Genomic DNA, 14,458 nt, shown 5'->3' on the forward strand with positions numbered 1-14,458 from the left:
CTGTAAAAACCATAACAAGCACAAATGATATGCGATCGCATTCATCCTTATCGGCATATACTTTAAAGAAATGTGACATTTAATTGCGCTATTGTAAAATTCAGCTTTACATAAGTTGATTTATGAGCCAGCCTAAAAATACTACTACCCAAGCGACTGCTCTGACTAACCACGATCGCAAACCTATCCATATACCTGGCTCTATTCAACCTCATGGTGTACTACTAGCACTCAGTACTCAGTTAGAGATACTGCAAGTTAGCAACAATACCCAAGCTTATTTAGGTAAAGAGCCAAAAGATTTGCTTGGTAAACCATTGAGCTATTTATTAGAAGCTCAACAAGTAGAAGCTGTAAAGCAGTGCTTGGTAAAAAAAATTGGTAGCACGAATGCTTTTAAAGTATTAGTAAATACTTCGTATAGAGAACAAGATTTTGATGCGATCGCTCATCGTACAGAAGAGGCTGTGATTCTGGAGTTAGAACCGACTGACTCAAAATCTGAGGTGAGTTTTTTAGGCTTTCATGCTTTGGCAGGTGAAGCGATCGCAAAAATGCAAACCACATCAAACCTGATAGAATTTCTGCACCTAGTCGCAGAAGAAGTCCAAAAAATCATCGGTTTTGATCGGGTAATGGTCTATCAATTTGATGAGTCGCAAGCGGGTTCTGTAGTTGCAGAAGTAAAACGGGAAGATTTATCACCTTATTTAGGACTTCATTATCCCGCTACGGATATTCCAGCGCAGGCTAGGGAGTTATACACGCGCTGCTTTCTGCGATTTCTTCCCGATTTAACAGCCGAACCTGTCCAGCTAGTTCCAACGCAAAATCCGACAACACATCAGCATCTTGATTTAAGCTACTCTGTGCTAAGAAGTTTTGATTGGTGTTGTGCTGAATATCATCAAAATATGGGAGTGAAGGCTCTTTTGGTGATTTCGCTAATTCAAGAGCAGAAACTTTGGGGATTAATATCTTGCCATCATCAAACGACAAAGTATATTTCCTACGAAGTACGCAAGATGTGTGAGTTTTTGGGACAAATCGTATCTTCAGAATTAGCGCACAAAATTAGTTCTTCGGAATGGGACTATAAGGTAAAGCTCAAATCGCTACAGTCTGAATTCCTTGAGTCCATTTCCCAAGCAGACAACTTTATCGATGCCTTAATCAAACCGGAAATCCGCTTGCTGGATTTTGTCAGTGCCTCTGGAGCGGCGGTTTGTCTGGATAATGAAATTAACCTTGTGGGAGCAACACCAAATATTGATCAGGTGCGGGCGTTAATTGAATGGGCAGATACTCAAGTTAGTGATAACCTATTTTCTACCGATTCTCTGCCAAAGGTTTATCCAGAAGCACTCATATTTAAAGATACTGCCAGTGGTTTGCTGCTGCTGCGAATTTCTAAAGTCCGGCGTTATTATATTCTTTGGTTCCGCCCTGAAGTTATCCAAACAGTAAACTGGGCAGGAAATCCCCAAGAATCGATTAAAGCCGAGGGAGATGGTAGCTATACCCTGTCTCCCCGAAAATCCTTTGAACAATGGCAAGAAACGGTTAGATTAACTTCTTTACCTTGGAAAGGGTGTGAACTTGAAAGTGCGATCGCTCTGAGTAATGCGATCGTTGGTATTGTCCTCTCGAAAGCGGATGAATTAGCGAAAATCAACTTGGAGTTAGAACGCAGTAACCAAGAACTAGCATCCTTTGCCTACGCTGCTTCTCACGATCTCAAAGAACCTTTGCGGGGCATTTATAACTTCTCGACGGTGCTGCTAGAAGACTATGCCCAAGTATTAGATGATGACGGAATTGAGTGCTTGCAAACAGTAGTGTCCTTATCTGTACGCATGGAAACTCTGATTAATGCTTTGCTGCGACTATCGCAGTTAGGACAAGCACATCTCCGAGAGCAAGCAACCGATCTCAACGAATTGCTCAACAAAGTAATTAATGTCTTTCATGCTAGTCGCCAAGGCTCTGGGCTTGTGGATATTCGCATTCCTCGGCCTTTACCAATAATTCAGTGCGATCGAGTTCTCGTTAATGAAGTCTTCAGTAACCTCCTTAGTAATGCTTTCAAATACAACGATAAAGCAGAGCAATGGGTTGAGATTGGCTACTTAGATGAGGGACTGGAGACTAGGGACTGGGGACTAGGGAAGATTTTTCTTAACCCAATCCCCAATCCCCAATCCCCAATCCCCAATCCCCAATCCCCAATTCCCAATCCCCAATCCCCAATCTTTTATATCCGAGATAACGGTATTGGCATCCCACAGCATCACTTAGAAACTATCTTTAGATTATTCAAGCGACTGCACTCTCAGGAAAAGTACGGTGGAGGAGCAGGTGCAGGATTAGCTATTGTTAAGAAGATTGTTGAGCTTCATAACGGCCAAATTTGGGTTGAATCTACCGTAGGTGTTGGCTCTATTTTCTATTTCACGCTGGAATAGTTTAAGATAATAACCAAATATGTATTTTTGTTAAGCTCTTTTAAGACCACGAATGACAAAAAAACTTCATGAACCTCTGCTTGTTGTTGAGGACAGCAATGAAGATTTTCGGATGCTACAACGTCTGATGCGGCTTATGTCCGTCCAGAACCCCATACATCGTTGTACTAATGGGGATGAGGTTTTAGAGTTCCTGTATCAACAGGGGAGCGATGCCCATAGCAAAGGCGAAAACTTACCCAACTCTAAAGTAGCATTACGACCCTCTGTGATCTTGCTCGATCTGAATTTGCCAGGTATTGATGGCCGTGACATTCTAGATCGGCTCAAGCAAGACAAGAGTTTCAAGGAAATCCCCATCGTTGTTTTTACCACATCATCAAATCCCAAGGATATTGAGTTGTGCTACCAAAAGGGCGCAAATGGATATCTGGTAAAACCGATGGATGCTCAGGAACTAAAAAAGACGATCCAGGCATTTGTGGATTATTGGCTTGAAGCCAATATGCCGCCAGTCTTGGATTAATTTTTTATTGCCTGTTGATGAGGCAGTAGGGAAAAAAGGATAATAAAGGAGACGGTTCAGAGGGCACAGAGACATTTTCTTCTTTGAGTCACTGTGTCTGTTTGTCTCTGCTAGATTCCTTTTCCCCATTTTTCTGTTTTTGAGTATTTGATGTTTCTTTAGGATTACTAAAGAATTTAGATTTTATTTATACTTATTTTATATTATTTTTAGAATTATGCAATAAAAACCAATCTGGATAAAAGGGATCTACATTCCCGATCCTCATACCTGTATATGTTGGACATAAGGACGCTACTCATCATTGATGATTGTGCAGCAGATCGGAAAATCTATCGCCGATATCTGTTGAAAGATCCGCACCAGTCCTACCAGATATTTGAGGCTGACTGTGCAGAAGAAGGACTTGCTTTGTGCCAAAAAATCCGATGCGATGCCATTCTGCTGGATTTTTGCCTACCTGATATGAGTGGGATAGAACTCTTCGATCAGATGCAGCAGGAGATATTTAAGACTTCTGTTCCTGTGATTATGTTGACAGGGCGGGGCGATGAAGAGGTGGCTGTGCAAGTCATGAAACGGGGTGCGCTAGATTATTTGGTTAAGCATAATCTGACACAGGACATACTGCAACTAGCAGTCCGAAACGCTATTAAGCAATCATGCTTGCAAGCCCAACTCAGCAAAACTCAGGAAAGGCAGCGTTTAATTGCTACAACTGCTTTACGAATTCGCCAGTCTCTTAACCTAGAGCAAATTCTGAATACAGCTGTAGCAGAAGTACAGCAACTTCTGAAGTGCGATCGCGTGATGGTGTATCAGTTCACCCCAGATACTGACGGTAAAATAGTTGCTTCATCAGTTGAGTCATTCCGCACTGTAGCATTGTGCGATCGCATCGCGGCTGAGGAAGAAGCAGGGGAGCAGGGAACAGAGAGCAGGGGTAAAATTCCTCTCCTCTGCACCCTTCCTCCTGCTCCCCTGACTAATCCCCAATCCCCAATCCCTTATATTTATGAGCTTGGGTTGTGTAATTGTGTCAGCCTGAAAGAGCAATTTAATACTAATGCAAATCTAGTAGTTCCCATTAATTTGAGCAACAATGGGAACCCAACTCCCAAGCTTTGGGGTTTGTTGATTGCTCACCAAAATTCTGGAGAACGACATTGGCAAACTGATGATGCCCAAATGCTCAATGAAGTTTCGGTACAATTAGCGATCGCTATCCAACAAGCTGAATTGCTAGCCCAAACTCAAGCAGCCCTTGCCAAAGAAAAGCAACTCAATGTATTTAAATCCCAAATTATTGCAACGGTTTCTCATGAATATCGAACGCCACTAACTTCAATTCTGGCGGCTGCATCAACTTTGGCAAAACATAACCAACAACTGGATGAGTCTAAACAACAAAGGTTTCTAGGAATTATTGAACAGAAAGCAAGGTATATGTCCAAACTCGTGGATAATATGCTTCTGGTTAACCAATTTGAACTAGAAAAACCTAAGTTTAAGCCAATTCTGCTTGATTTACTGCAATTCTTTGCCGATCTTATAGAACAAGAGCGAGAAACAACAGGCGATCGCCACGAATTAATTTTTCAAATTACTGGGCATACCCAAGGCTTTTGGGGCGATCGCGGGCTGTTGCAGCAAATTTTTATTAACTTAATGTCTAATGCAATTAAGTACTCTCCAGATGGAGGAACTGTAGAGTTTCACCTGATCGGTAAAGAATCAGAGGTGATCTTTTACATCCAAGATCGGGGAATTGGTATCCCGATTAAAGATCAAGAAAATTTGTTTCAATCCTTCTGTCGCGGAAGCAACGTTGATACAATTCCTGGTACGGGTTTAGGATTGGCGATCGCTAAAGGCTGTGTAGAATTACATGGTGGCCATATCACCTTATTTAGTGAAGTGGGGCAAGGAACTAAAGTTACAGTCAGCTTACCAAAGGTATTCCCAATCGATCAACTTTCCCCATCATCAACTTGATTTGTAGAAGTATATAGTACTTATAGCTTATCTGCATTACTTACAATTTTAAAAACAAATATTGTGATTCTTACTCTTGAATTTGTATGTTGGTAATCAGCCATTCTTTGATTGTTTTACCGCAAGGCTCAGAACTTTGGCAATCACTGACATTCTCTAGCCCATAAGACATCTTTACTTTTTTGTTGACGTATTTCTCTGGTTCGCAAACCTCAAATGTTGCCCCGACACCTTCATATAACTTACCATTTTTATCTAAAACAGTAACATAGCATTTTAAGTCTCCATTTTGCATGTCTTTGATCGTCCCAAATATTGGGTTATTGTGAGAAATTTCATTAGCTTTATTATTTTTAATAGGTGTTTTTTCTTTTGATGTTGGATTACTAGTTTTTTTACCAACTTCGATGTTATTTAGCTTTCCTTTATTTGCAGAAATAGATTCAGAATTAGCTGGAGTAGTTGTTGCAGTATTTGCTTGATTAACTTTATTTTGTTGAGAAGTACTATTGCCATCACTGCAACTTGCAATCAACATAGAACAAAGAATTAATGTAGTACTGAAAATTGCTTTTTTCATTTAATTTATGTTTATAAAACCCTATCGATAATTATTTTGGTAAAAGTATTTTATGTGTTGTCACTTATAAGTGACAATGTGGTATTTACTGTACATACTCGGCGTTATCTGCATTTTGTGTGTATTATTCGGTAAAGTGCTTACAGGATGTCTTAAAAGTAGTTAGCATGTATCAATTAATGCTTGATTAAGCTTTAATTACCAAATATTAATGCTTTGAGCCTTAAATAAGTATTTAATAGAGTTTAGAAGCTGTAAGTATTGATTTTGTGTTATTTCAAGGTTTTCTCAACTTAAACAAACCATTTGACTGGACTTCCCACGACTGTGTAGCGCGGGTGCGAAAATTGTTGCGCCTCAAACGTGTCGGACATGCGGGAACCTTAGATCCAGCCGCCACAGGGGTTTTACCAATTGCCCTTGGTAAAGCCACAAGATTATTGCAATATCTGCCAGAAAACAAAGCTTACAAAGCCACTATTCGCCTGGGTGTGCGTACCACAACGGATGATTTGCAAGGTGAAATCATCACTTCTCAACCTTGTGCTGGATTGAGTTTGGCAGAGGTAAAAACTGCATTAGTACAATTTGAAGGCAAAATTGAGCAAATACCACCTATTTATAGTGCAATCCAAGTGGATGGTAAACGTCTCTACGATTTAGCACGCCAAGGGAAAACGGTGGAAGTTCCAGTGCGAACAGTGGAAGTTTTTCGGATAGATATTTTGGACTGGAGAGAAGGAGATTTCCCAGAATTGGATGTGGCGATCGCCTGCGGTTCTGGTACATATATTAGAGCGATCGCTCGTGACTTGGGTGCAAACTTAGAAACTGGTGGCACTCTTGCGGCTTTAATTCGTACCGAAAGTAGTGGTTTCAATTTAACCGATAGTCTCACATTGACTGATTTAGAAGCACAACTACAAGCTGGAATATTTCAACCCGTTTGTCCAGATGCAGCCTTAAAACATTTGTCATCTGTTACTTTACCAGCAACATCTGCTCAAAAGTGGTGTCAAGGTCAGCGAATTTCTCTAACTTTTGATGTTCCTACAATAGTGCGAGTTTATGATGAAGAGACTTGCTTTTTAGGTATTGGGCAATTACAAGATGAAGTGTTGATCCCTCAAATGGTTTTTGAACCAATTTCTTAAAATCTTAGTTATTGGTCATTTGTCATTTGTCAAGAAGAATAATATAACGAACTACTATGCAAGAAAGGTTAGGCCAGATTGAGGTGATTATAGAGCGGACGGCACAAAGGACTGAAGCGATCGCTGTGTTCGCTAGACAGGAGAATGGCAAGTAATGAGCGATCGCCATCCTACCAGTGCTGCACGTCTCAATGTTTACATCCAAGGTCAAGGATTCCCCATTCTAGGTTTACATGGTCATCCTGGTACTGGTCGTAGTCTTTCTGTCTTCACCAATCATTTATCAAAACGCTATCAGACTATTGCCCCTGATTTACGCGGATATGGCAAAAGTCACTGGAATGGCAATTTTGCTATGACTGACCATTTAACTGATTTAGAAGCGCTGCTAGATCGCTTAAATATTGAAAAATGCCTAGTATTGGGATGGTCACTTGGGGGCATTCTGGCAATGGAACTGGCATTGCGTTTACCAGAGCGCGTTACTGGGCTGATTTTGGTAGCGACAGCCGCAAAACCCTGTGGTAGTCATCCGAGCATCACTTGGCAGGATAATTTATATACTGGCGTTGCTGGCCTATTAAACTATATAAAACCGAGTTGGCGATGGAATATTGAAACTTTTGGCAAGCGATCGCTTTTCCGCTACTTAGTCCAACAACATACATCTACCACTTACAAATACATCGCCAAAGAAGCAGTACCAGCTTATCTGCAAACCTCTCCTGCTGCTACTCGCGCCCTCTATAGTGCCATTCAGTCAGGATACAATCGGCTTCCAGAACTGCCACAAATACAATGTCCTAGTTTGGTACTTGCTGGCGATCAAGACCGCCACATCACATCTGATTCGAGCCTAGAAACTGCTCGAAACCTTCAAAATTCTCAGTGGCAGTGCTATTCAAATACCGCTCATCTTTTCCCGTGGGAAGTCCCCCAGCTGGTGCTGAATGACATTGACCATTGGCTGGAAGAACATCCGCAGGTAATTGGTATTAAATAGTCCCAGAGTTTTTAACTCTGAACCACATAATTCGCAATTAGAACTCGAAATTAAGTTAGCGTCTCGTAGAGAAGCCCATTACGAATTACGAATTACGAATTACGAATTATCTTAATTTTCGCCTAACTTAAATCTGACCGCCAAAGGCAGGCTGTACTTTGCGGTCAAATCTTTCCCCCAAGTCTTCAGCAATTGTTAAGGTATTAGGTTTGCAACGTTTGACACGCACAGTAATTCCCGTAGCTCCTTCGACTTCTAAATCTTCTATGTATCCAACGCTTGAAAATTTTGCATCAGAAGAAGTCAGAAATGGCCCAAAGTAGTAAGTACACCGGGGATTTTGCGTCACAATCTCTACCCACCAAGCCAGGCCGATGGTGTCGAATGTGTTAATCAACACTTCCTTGAGGTTATGCCAAAGGGTTTTCATGTTTTTCGCCGATTTATAAACGTCTACAGGGTGTTAAACGATATGGTGCTTTATTATCTTTTACATTTCTTTATACTCTGTTACTGTTATTTTTTCAAAGAAATTTTTTGTAACTTATCTAAGTACAGCGTATTTAGCGATCGCTGACGATAAATTTCATAAAGCGCCATCCCTGCTGCTACAGAGGCATTCAGGCTGGGAGTCTTACCTTGCAGAGGAATCGATACCAAGAAATCACAGGAACGTTGAGTCAACATACCCAGACCTTCGCCTTCTGAACCGATTACCAAAACGATTGGGCCTTTGAAATTTACAGTATGCACGGGTTCGCTTCCACTTGCAGCAGTACCATAAATCCAAAAGCCAGCTTCTTTTAATTCTTCTAAGGCGCGGCTGAGGTTAACAACTCTAGATACAGTAAAGTTTTCTAAAGCGCCTGCTGCTACTTTCATAACAGTGGAAGTGATCCCAGATGCCCGTCTTTGGGGAATTACCAATCCTTGAGCGCCTATTGCTTCGGCGGTGCGAATAATTGCTCCTAAGTTGTGGGGATCAGTAATTCCGTCAGCCACTACAATAACGGGATCGGTTACAGATTTAGACTGTTCAATGAGATCGGCTAATTCGATATAGCCGTAGGGAGCAGTTTGTGCTGCCACACCTTGATGATTAGCGCCATTGGTAAGATAGTCTAAGCGCTTGGGTTCAACCTCATCAATAACGGTGCCATTTTCCTTAGCTTGCAGCAGAAAATGGTGAAAGCTGGGATCGTAGCGCAGACGGGTAGTAATCCAGATGCGGTTAAGATTGCGTTGATTTTGCAACGCACTCAATACTGGATGACGACCGTAGATGAGATCGTTATCTTCTTCTATTGGTTGTGTAGATACAGACGGCTGAGAGAAGCTGCTATTTCGTTGTCGGGAATTGCCAGAAATGGGGTTGCTATCTATTTTCCGGGGATTGCGAATGGGAGCAACAGAAATGGGGTTGCTATCTATTTTCCGGGGATTACGAGTGGGATTAGCAACAGAAATGGGGTTGCTATCTATTTTCCGGGGGTTGCGCGTGGGATTACTAACAACACGCTTACCCTTAATTTTTATAGGTTTACCACGATTGGGTTCGCCAGTAGAAGTGTTAATGATTTTTCTCGGTTTATTCTGCATTTGATTTATGGATATAGCTTATGGTTGAACATACCGATTACCGTAATTTCTGGAACCTAATCTACTGCTGTACCTATTGTTGTGAAATTGAGTTTTCACCCTTTTTCTACATGAAGCATTTGCAACAGTTCGGTTAGACGCTGGTAATCAGTGAGATATAAATAGCCTATTAGCGTTTCTAGACTAGTTGCCTGTTGATAAATTTCGGGATTAAGTCGCTTAGGGCGGCCTGTCGCGGCGTTTCTACCCCGTCGGACAATTTCTAATTCGGTGTCCCTCAGATGAGGAGTTAGCGATCGCAAATGTAGCGCTTGTGTTTCTGCTCTTACCTGCTCCACTACCAGACTATGGTAAATTCCTGACCGCTGCAATGGCAGCAGATAGAACATTCTAACATACAACTCATAAATTGCATCCCCCAAATATGCTAAAGCAGTAGGAGAAATTTGTTGCACTTGTGAGAGGGAAATCTGTTGGAATGGCCCTGTGGTTGCCAAGAGTGCTTCAGTCCAAGATAAACTCTGCTTGGGAGTTTTATCTTGTCCATCTAATAGTTCCTCCTGTGACTTCACAAATAAATCATTCCTTGACGGGCTAGATTTGGCAGGCATTCTTCGCAAAGACTGATTTTTTTGAAGTATGCCATGATAGTATACTTAGTATAATCAATACTATCAAAGTTACTTTTTAATTTCATCTTTTTGATTGAGAGTTGGCATTTAAAATCACCCTGATGTCAACGCCTTGTAAACCAAATTTCGCCTACTTCTTGTAGTCTGTGTCTAAGATAGGGTAGAATCTGAACATCAAATACACCCCGTTACTAGATAGCATTGCTATGCTTACTTAGTAAGTGACAATTTTTAACTATACAGTATCAAGTCAAGTTTATCTATAGACAAATCTGCAAAATTTGTATTTTTTACAACTTTTTCAGACTTGGTTATTAATCCGAATGTTCTAGTAAGCGATTACACAGCAATCACTTGGTATAGATATTTTTTTGATTGCTCTACTTTAAACATAATAATAGCGCAACTGGCTTTTTGCCTCTCTCACAAGGAGAGAGGTTTTCTGCCAGAAGTTTTAAAAATTAAGCTACCCGATGTTGAATCTGGATAGCTGAATTAGTCTCTCGGTTCAAGCAACCAAGACTACTTGACGTTATCTAGAGCTTCTTCAACTGATTTTTGCAGGGAGAGAAACTTCTCTAGACGAACAAGCTTGACCGTTTGAGTTACGCGGGCATTCGTGACAATTTGCAAAGTACCTTCAGCAGTTTGAGCCTGCTTGGCTAGCTGCACCAGAGCGCCCAAGCCAGAGCTATCAATAAAGTCGATTTGTGAGAGATCCAAAATAATGTGCTTAGGGCCCTCTTCAATCTTGCTGCCAAGCACTTTGCGAAATGTGGGTTCAGAAAAGGCATCTAACAAACCTGTGAGGCGGAATAGCTGGCAGTTATCCCGGACTTCACGAGTACCCCTCAGGCTAACGGTTAGATTCAGTGGCTCAGCAATAATTCCCTCCTCATGAGTTAAAGTGAACGCTCAAGTATAGATGGTTTTTGAGCAAGTTGTCTACAATCTTTTGGGGCATTGGGCATTGGGCATTGGGCATTGGGCATTGAAAAACTTTTTCTTAGTCCTTAGCTAGTAACCCATTCCCCATTTTTACTTAACCTCGGCTGTTGCGGCTTGACGTGCTGCTTGCATGGCTTGAACAAATTGCTCAAACAAGTAATCAGCATCGTGTGGGCCAGGACTGGCTTCTGGGTGATACTGTACAGAGAATACAGGTAGAGATTTGTGACGTACCCCGGCAATGGTGCGATCGTTTAAATTCAGATGGCTGATTTCCACAACTGCTGTAGGTAAAGAATCTGGGTCAATAGCAAAACTATGGTTTTGGCTAGTAATTTCTACCCGTTGTTGTAAACCCGCAGGCTGATTTAAACCACGATGACCAAATTTTAGTTTATAGGTTTCTGCCCCTAACGCATGACCTAAAATTTGATGCCCCATACAAATACCAAAAATGGGTTTTTGACTTAACAAAAGCGCTTTGGCAGTTGCAATCCCTCCAGTGACGGCAGCCGGGTCGCCCGGCCCATTAGAAAGAAACACACCATCTGGATTGTAATTGAGGATTTCTTCTGGTGGCGTATCAGCAGGCACAACAATTACCCGACAACCGTAACTTACTAAGCGACGCAAAATGTTGCGTTTTACGCCAAAGTCAAGGGCAACAACGGTAAAGGCTTCTCCAAGATTTTCCGCAGCCTCACAGTTGAATTCCCAAGCTGGAATTGTGGGTTCTGACCATTCATAAGCCGTTGATGTGGTGACTTCTCGAACCAGATTTAATCCCGCCATGTTGGGAGCTGCCTGTACCTGTTCTAGCAATTCCGCCTCATCGAGAATGGTTGTGGAAATGCCGCCGTTCATGGCTCCAAACATCCGAATTTTGCGGGTGAGAGCGCGGGTATCGATGCCGTAGATCCCTGGTACTTGATTTTGTTTGAGGTAGTCTGGTAAGGATTGTGTCGATCGCCAGTTACTTGGTCTTTGACAAATATTTCTGGCGATCGCACCCCGCACTTGGGGGCCATCTGATTCCTCATCTTCAAGATTAATACCAGTATTGCCTAATTCAGGATAGGTAAAAATGACAATTTGACCGCAGTAACTAGGGTCAGTCAGAACTTCTTGATATCCGGTCATGCCAGTGTTAAACACCACTTCTCCGATCGCGGTTCCCGTCGCACCGAAAGACCAACCGCGATAAGTAGTTCCATCTGCCAAGACAAGTAAAGCAGGTATTGCGTCAGTCAGGGGCATAGTAAATTGGGGAATTGGGAATTGGGAATTGGGAATTGGGAATTGGGAATTGGGGATTGGGCTGGTACTAAACTCTTCCCCATTGGCTATTCCCCATTTCCCATTACCTATTCTTCAATACTGCGATTGTTAATTATCCCATGAGTTGAGCAATTAGGAGTTTTTTGGATAGTTAATTAAAATTAAAGTGGGAATTTAAAGTGGCGGGAGTGGATTTGACAAAGCTTGGGTGGTTAAAATTAATTATGCTTCAGTCTTTTTTATCCCGTGCAACCCTAATTTTAGTATCAAGCGCTCTTGCGGTTTTGTGTGTTGCCTGTAGTGAAGACAAACGGAACACTGTGACTGGTGGCAATGAGCAACCCGCGCCAATTGGCGATTTGGCATCAGTAGAACCTGCCGTTGAATCACCAACACCAGCAGTTACCCCAGAAGTACAGCCGCTAGAGCCGTCTGAAAGCGAACCAAGTCTTTTTGAACAGGGGCTAGACAAAGCGGTTGGCGCTTGGAGTATCAGCCGTTCTGCTCAATCTCCGGGTGATTGGATTTTGGTGGCGAATCAGTACCAGGATGCGATCGCGCTGATGCAAAGAGTTCGACGACAAAGCCCAGAATTTGCGATCGCTCAAACCAAAATTACTGAATATCGCCGCCAAATTAAATACGCTCAACAACAAGCTACTCCTCGCCCTCTGCGTCTTGCCGAACCGAAGAGGATAGTGGTTGTGGTTCCCCAAACAACAATTACACCAAAGTATACCTCGCCTCCACAAGAAACAAAGCCGTTACCAACAGAGCCAGGTTTGCCCTCATCAGCAGTAGTAATTCCAGATCAGGAAGTATTTACAGCGCCGATTAAAAGGCGGATTGGTGGAACACCAATTGTCGAAGTCACTTTCAATGGACAGCGACAATTTGAGATGATTGTGGATACGGGAGCCAGTGGCACTGTCATCACCCAACAGATGGCCAATGCTTTGGGAATCGTGACAGTAGGGAGAGCTAAGGCAAATACCGCAAGTTCTAGGGCTGTAGAATTCCCTGTGGGCTATGTTAATTCGATGGCACTTGGTGGGGTAATAGTGAATAAAGTACCAGTAGCGATCGCAGGTGCGGAACTAGAAACTGGACTTTTAGGCCATGACTTTTTTGGCAACTACGATGTCACCATCAAACGTAATGTCGTAGAATTTCGCCCGCAATTGCGATCGCAAATTAATCCCCCAGAAACTCAACTAACTGCTCCAACTTCGTCCAAGCTGCCCCGCTTTGTAGGATATCCTTAGCGATTTTAATCCCTTGGGCATGGTCGAGAAGTGCGATCGAACCTGCTACTTGCAGCGCCAACGATGCATTTAAGGCAACAGCATCTTGTTGTCCCTGAGTTCCCTTACCTTGGAGTACCGCCTTGAGAATCACCGCATTCTCCTGGACATCGCCACCCCGAAGCATACCTATGGGGGCAGGTGTTAGATCCAAATCTAGGGGATTAATGGTAGTTACCTGCACTTCTCCATCTGATAACACCGCTAAGTCAGTTTCATCTCCTAACCCAGCCTCATCAAGTTTTTCTCGCCCGTGCAGCACAATCGCCTTTTCCTTGCCCAAATTGTTTAATGCTTGAGCAACAGTCGCCAAAAGTTTGGGAGTAAATAACCCCACCACTTGCCCAGTGGGACGTAAAGGATTTACTAACGGCCCCAGCAAATTAAACACCGTTCGTACCCTGAGAGTCCGCCGCAATTGGGCAACTGCTTTCAGCGCTGGATGCCAACCAGGTGCAAACAAGAAAGTGATCCCCACCTCTTGTAGTGCGGCTTGCACCTTGTCACTGGATGCGCTCAAGTTTACACCCAAGGCTTCCAAAACATCTGCGCTCCCCGTGAGACTTGAAGCTGAACGATTGCCGTGTTTAGCAACGGGTACACCAGATGCTGCGGCAACAAAAGCAACGGCTGTAGAAATATTAAAGGTTGATGAACCATCTCCACCAGTGCCACAAGTATCTATTACATTGGTGAGCGATGAATGGTGAGTATTGAGTGCGGAAGATTGAGATTGTAAGACTTCAGCCATACCAGTCAATTCATCGGCAGAAATGCCTCTAAAGTTCAGCGCTGTTAAAATAGCGCCTGATAACTCTGGGGGAACCGCTTCACTGAGCCAACCTTGCATCAATTCAGCAGCTTGAGTACGAGACAAGGATTGGCCATCTATTAATTGTTGCAGTAACATATACCAGCTAACAGACGATTCTTGAGCAGGGATTGGAAAAGTTTTCATAGCTAAGGTTTGTAGT

Annotated in this window: 13 protein-coding genes; 6 read left to right on the plus strand and 7 right to left on the minus strand. The window is 42.7% G+C overall.

All coding sequences use genetic code 11. The annotated features are described in order from the left end of the window. The first annotated feature begins 122 nt into the window (after window positions 1-122). From H6G86_RS15555 to H6G86_RS15565, 3 genes are all read left to right on the plus strand, one after another. Window positions 123-2,465, plus strand: a complete 2,343-nt coding sequence (locus tag H6G86_RS15555; RefSeq protein ID WP_190935078.1) for an ATP-binding protein — start codon at window positions 123-125, stop codon at window positions 2,463-2,465. Between the two features lie 52 nt (window positions 2,466-2,517). Further along, a complete protein-coding gene (locus tag H6G86_RS15560; RefSeq protein ID WP_163927601.1) occupies window positions 2,518-2,991 on the plus strand; it encodes a response regulator in 474 nt (157 codons plus the stop codon). Window positions 2,992-3,267: 276 nt separating this feature from the next. Beyond that, complete coding sequence (locus H6G86_RS15565; protein ID WP_190935079.1) at window positions 3,268-4,986, plus strand: hybrid sensor histidine kinase/response regulator; 1,719 nt, start codon at window positions 3,268-3,270, stop codon at window positions 4,984-4,986. A gap of 70 nt (window positions 4,987-5,056) precedes the next feature. Here H6G86_RS15565 and H6G86_RS15570 read toward each other — a convergent pair whose 3' ends face one another. After that, entirely contained in the window at window positions 5,057-5,566 is a 510-nt protein-coding gene (locus tag H6G86_RS15570; protein ID WP_190935080.1) for a hypothetical protein, read from the minus strand. 269 nt (window positions 5,567-5,835) lie between these two features. On the opposite strand from H6G86_RS15570, the gene truB reads away from it, so the two are divergent. After that, window positions 5,836-6,720 carry a tRNA pseudouridine(55) synthase TruB gene (gene truB / locus H6G86_RS15575; RefSeq protein ID WP_190935081.1) on the plus strand — a complete coding sequence of 295 codons (885 nt, stop codon included), beginning with the start codon at window positions 5,836-5,838 and terminating at the stop codon, window positions 6,718-6,720. Window positions 6,721-6,874: 154 nt separating this feature from the next. Continuing rightward, window positions 6,875-7,723, plus strand: coding sequence for an alpha/beta fold hydrolase (locus H6G86_RS15580; protein WP_190935082.1), 849 nt, complete (start codon window positions 6,875-6,877; stop codon window positions 7,721-7,723). A gap of 127 nt (window positions 7,724-7,850) precedes the next feature. Here the strand turns inward: H6G86_RS15580 and H6G86_RS15585 are convergent, their stop codons facing one another. From H6G86_RS15585 to carA, 5 genes are all read right to left on the minus strand, one after another. After that, window positions 7,851-8,153: a DUF1816 domain-containing protein gene (locus H6G86_RS15585; RefSeq protein WP_190935083.1), complete on the minus strand. Its 303-nt coding sequence runs from the start codon at window positions 8,151-8,153 to the stop codon at window positions 7,851-7,853. Window positions 8,154-8,239: 86 nt separating this feature from the next. Continuing rightward, the gene (gene rlmB / locus H6G86_RS15590; RefSeq protein ID WP_190935084.1) at window positions 8,240-9,322 is read right to left on the minus strand and encodes a 23S rRNA (guanosine(2251)-2'-O)-methyltransferase RlmB; all 1,083 of its coding nucleotides are present in this window, start codon (window positions 9,320-9,322) and stop codon (window positions 8,240-8,242) included. Between the two features lie 95 nt (window positions 9,323-9,417). Further along, on the minus strand, window positions 9,418-9,894 hold the full coding sequence (locus H6G86_RS15595) for a Mini-ribonuclease 3 (protein WP_190935085.1): 477 nt from the start codon (window positions 9,892-9,894) through the stop codon (window positions 9,418-9,420). A 582-nt stretch (window positions 9,895-10,476) separates the two neighbouring features. Next, complete coding sequence (locus H6G86_RS15600; RefSeq protein WP_190935150.1) at window positions 10,477-10,842, minus strand: STAS domain-containing protein; 366 nt, start codon at window positions 10,840-10,842, stop codon at window positions 10,477-10,479. A gap of 150 nt (window positions 10,843-10,992) precedes the next feature. Beyond that, window positions 10,993-12,159: a glutamine-hydrolyzing carbamoyl-phosphate synthase small subunit gene (gene carA, locus H6G86_RS15605; RefSeq protein WP_114083176.1), complete on the minus strand. Its 1,167-nt coding sequence runs from the start codon at window positions 12,157-12,159 to the stop codon at window positions 10,993-10,995. A 245-nt stretch (window positions 12,160-12,404) separates the two neighbouring features. Here carA and H6G86_RS15610 point away from each other — a divergent pair, with 245 nt between their 5' ends. Further along, entirely contained in the window at window positions 12,405-13,445 is a 1,041-nt protein-coding gene (locus tag H6G86_RS15610; protein WP_190935086.1) for a retropepsin-like aspartic protease family protein, read from the plus strand. Here H6G86_RS15610 and trpD read toward each other — a convergent pair. Beyond that, window positions 13,375-14,442: an anthranilate phosphoribosyltransferase gene (gene trpD, locus H6G86_RS15615; protein ID WP_190935087.1), complete on the minus strand. Its 1,068-nt coding sequence runs from the start codon at window positions 14,440-14,442 to the stop codon at window positions 13,375-13,377. The two genes, H6G86_RS15610 and trpD, sit on opposite strands and share 71 nt — an antisense overlap. Between the last annotated feature and the right edge of the window lie 16 nt (window positions 14,443-14,458).

The sequence above is a fragment of the Nostoc sp. FACHB-133 genome (assembly GCF_014698055.1).
Taxonomy (GTDB): domain Bacteria; phylum Cyanobacteriota; class Cyanobacteriia; order Cyanobacteriales; family Nostocaceae; genus Nostoc.

Bases quoted from the DNA above. Each gene is read 5' to 3' on its own strand.
- trpD (WP_190935087.1), bottom strand. From the start codon at position 14,442: ATGAAAACTTTTCCAATCCCTGCTCAAGAATCGTCTGTTAGCTGGTAT.
- H6G86_RS15555 (WP_190935078.1), top strand. From the start codon at position 123: ATGAGCCAGCCTAAAAATACTACTACCCAAGCGACTGCTCTGACTAAC.
- carA (WP_114083176.1), bottom strand. From the start codon at position 12,159: ATGCCCCTGACTGACGCAATACCTGCTTTACTTGTCTTGGCAGATGGA.
- H6G86_RS15580 (WP_190935082.1), top strand. From the start codon at position 6,875: ATGAGCGATCGCCATCCTACCAGTGCTGCACGTCTCAATGTTTACATC.
- H6G86_RS15570 (WP_190935080.1), bottom strand. From the start codon at position 5,566: ATGAAAAAAGCAATTTTCAGTACTACATTAATTCTTTGTTCTATGTTG.
- H6G86_RS15585 (WP_190935083.1), bottom strand. From the start codon at position 8,153: ATGAAAACCCTTTGGCATAACCTCAAGGAAGTGTTGATTAACACATTC.
- H6G86_RS15565 (WP_190935079.1), top strand. From the start codon at position 3,268: ATGTTGGACATAAGGACGCTACTCATCATTGATGATTGTGCAGCAGAT.
- H6G86_RS15610 (WP_190935086.1), top strand. From the start codon at position 12,405: ATGCTTCAGTCTTTTTTATCCCGTGCAACCCTAATTTTAGTATCAAGC.
- H6G86_RS15560 (WP_163927601.1), top strand. From the start codon at position 2,518: ATGACAAAAAAACTTCATGAACCTCTGCTTGTTGTTGAGGACAGCAAT.
- rlmB (WP_190935084.1), bottom strand. From the start codon at position 9,322: ATGCAGAATAAACCGAGAAAAATCATTAACACTTCTACTGGCGAACCC.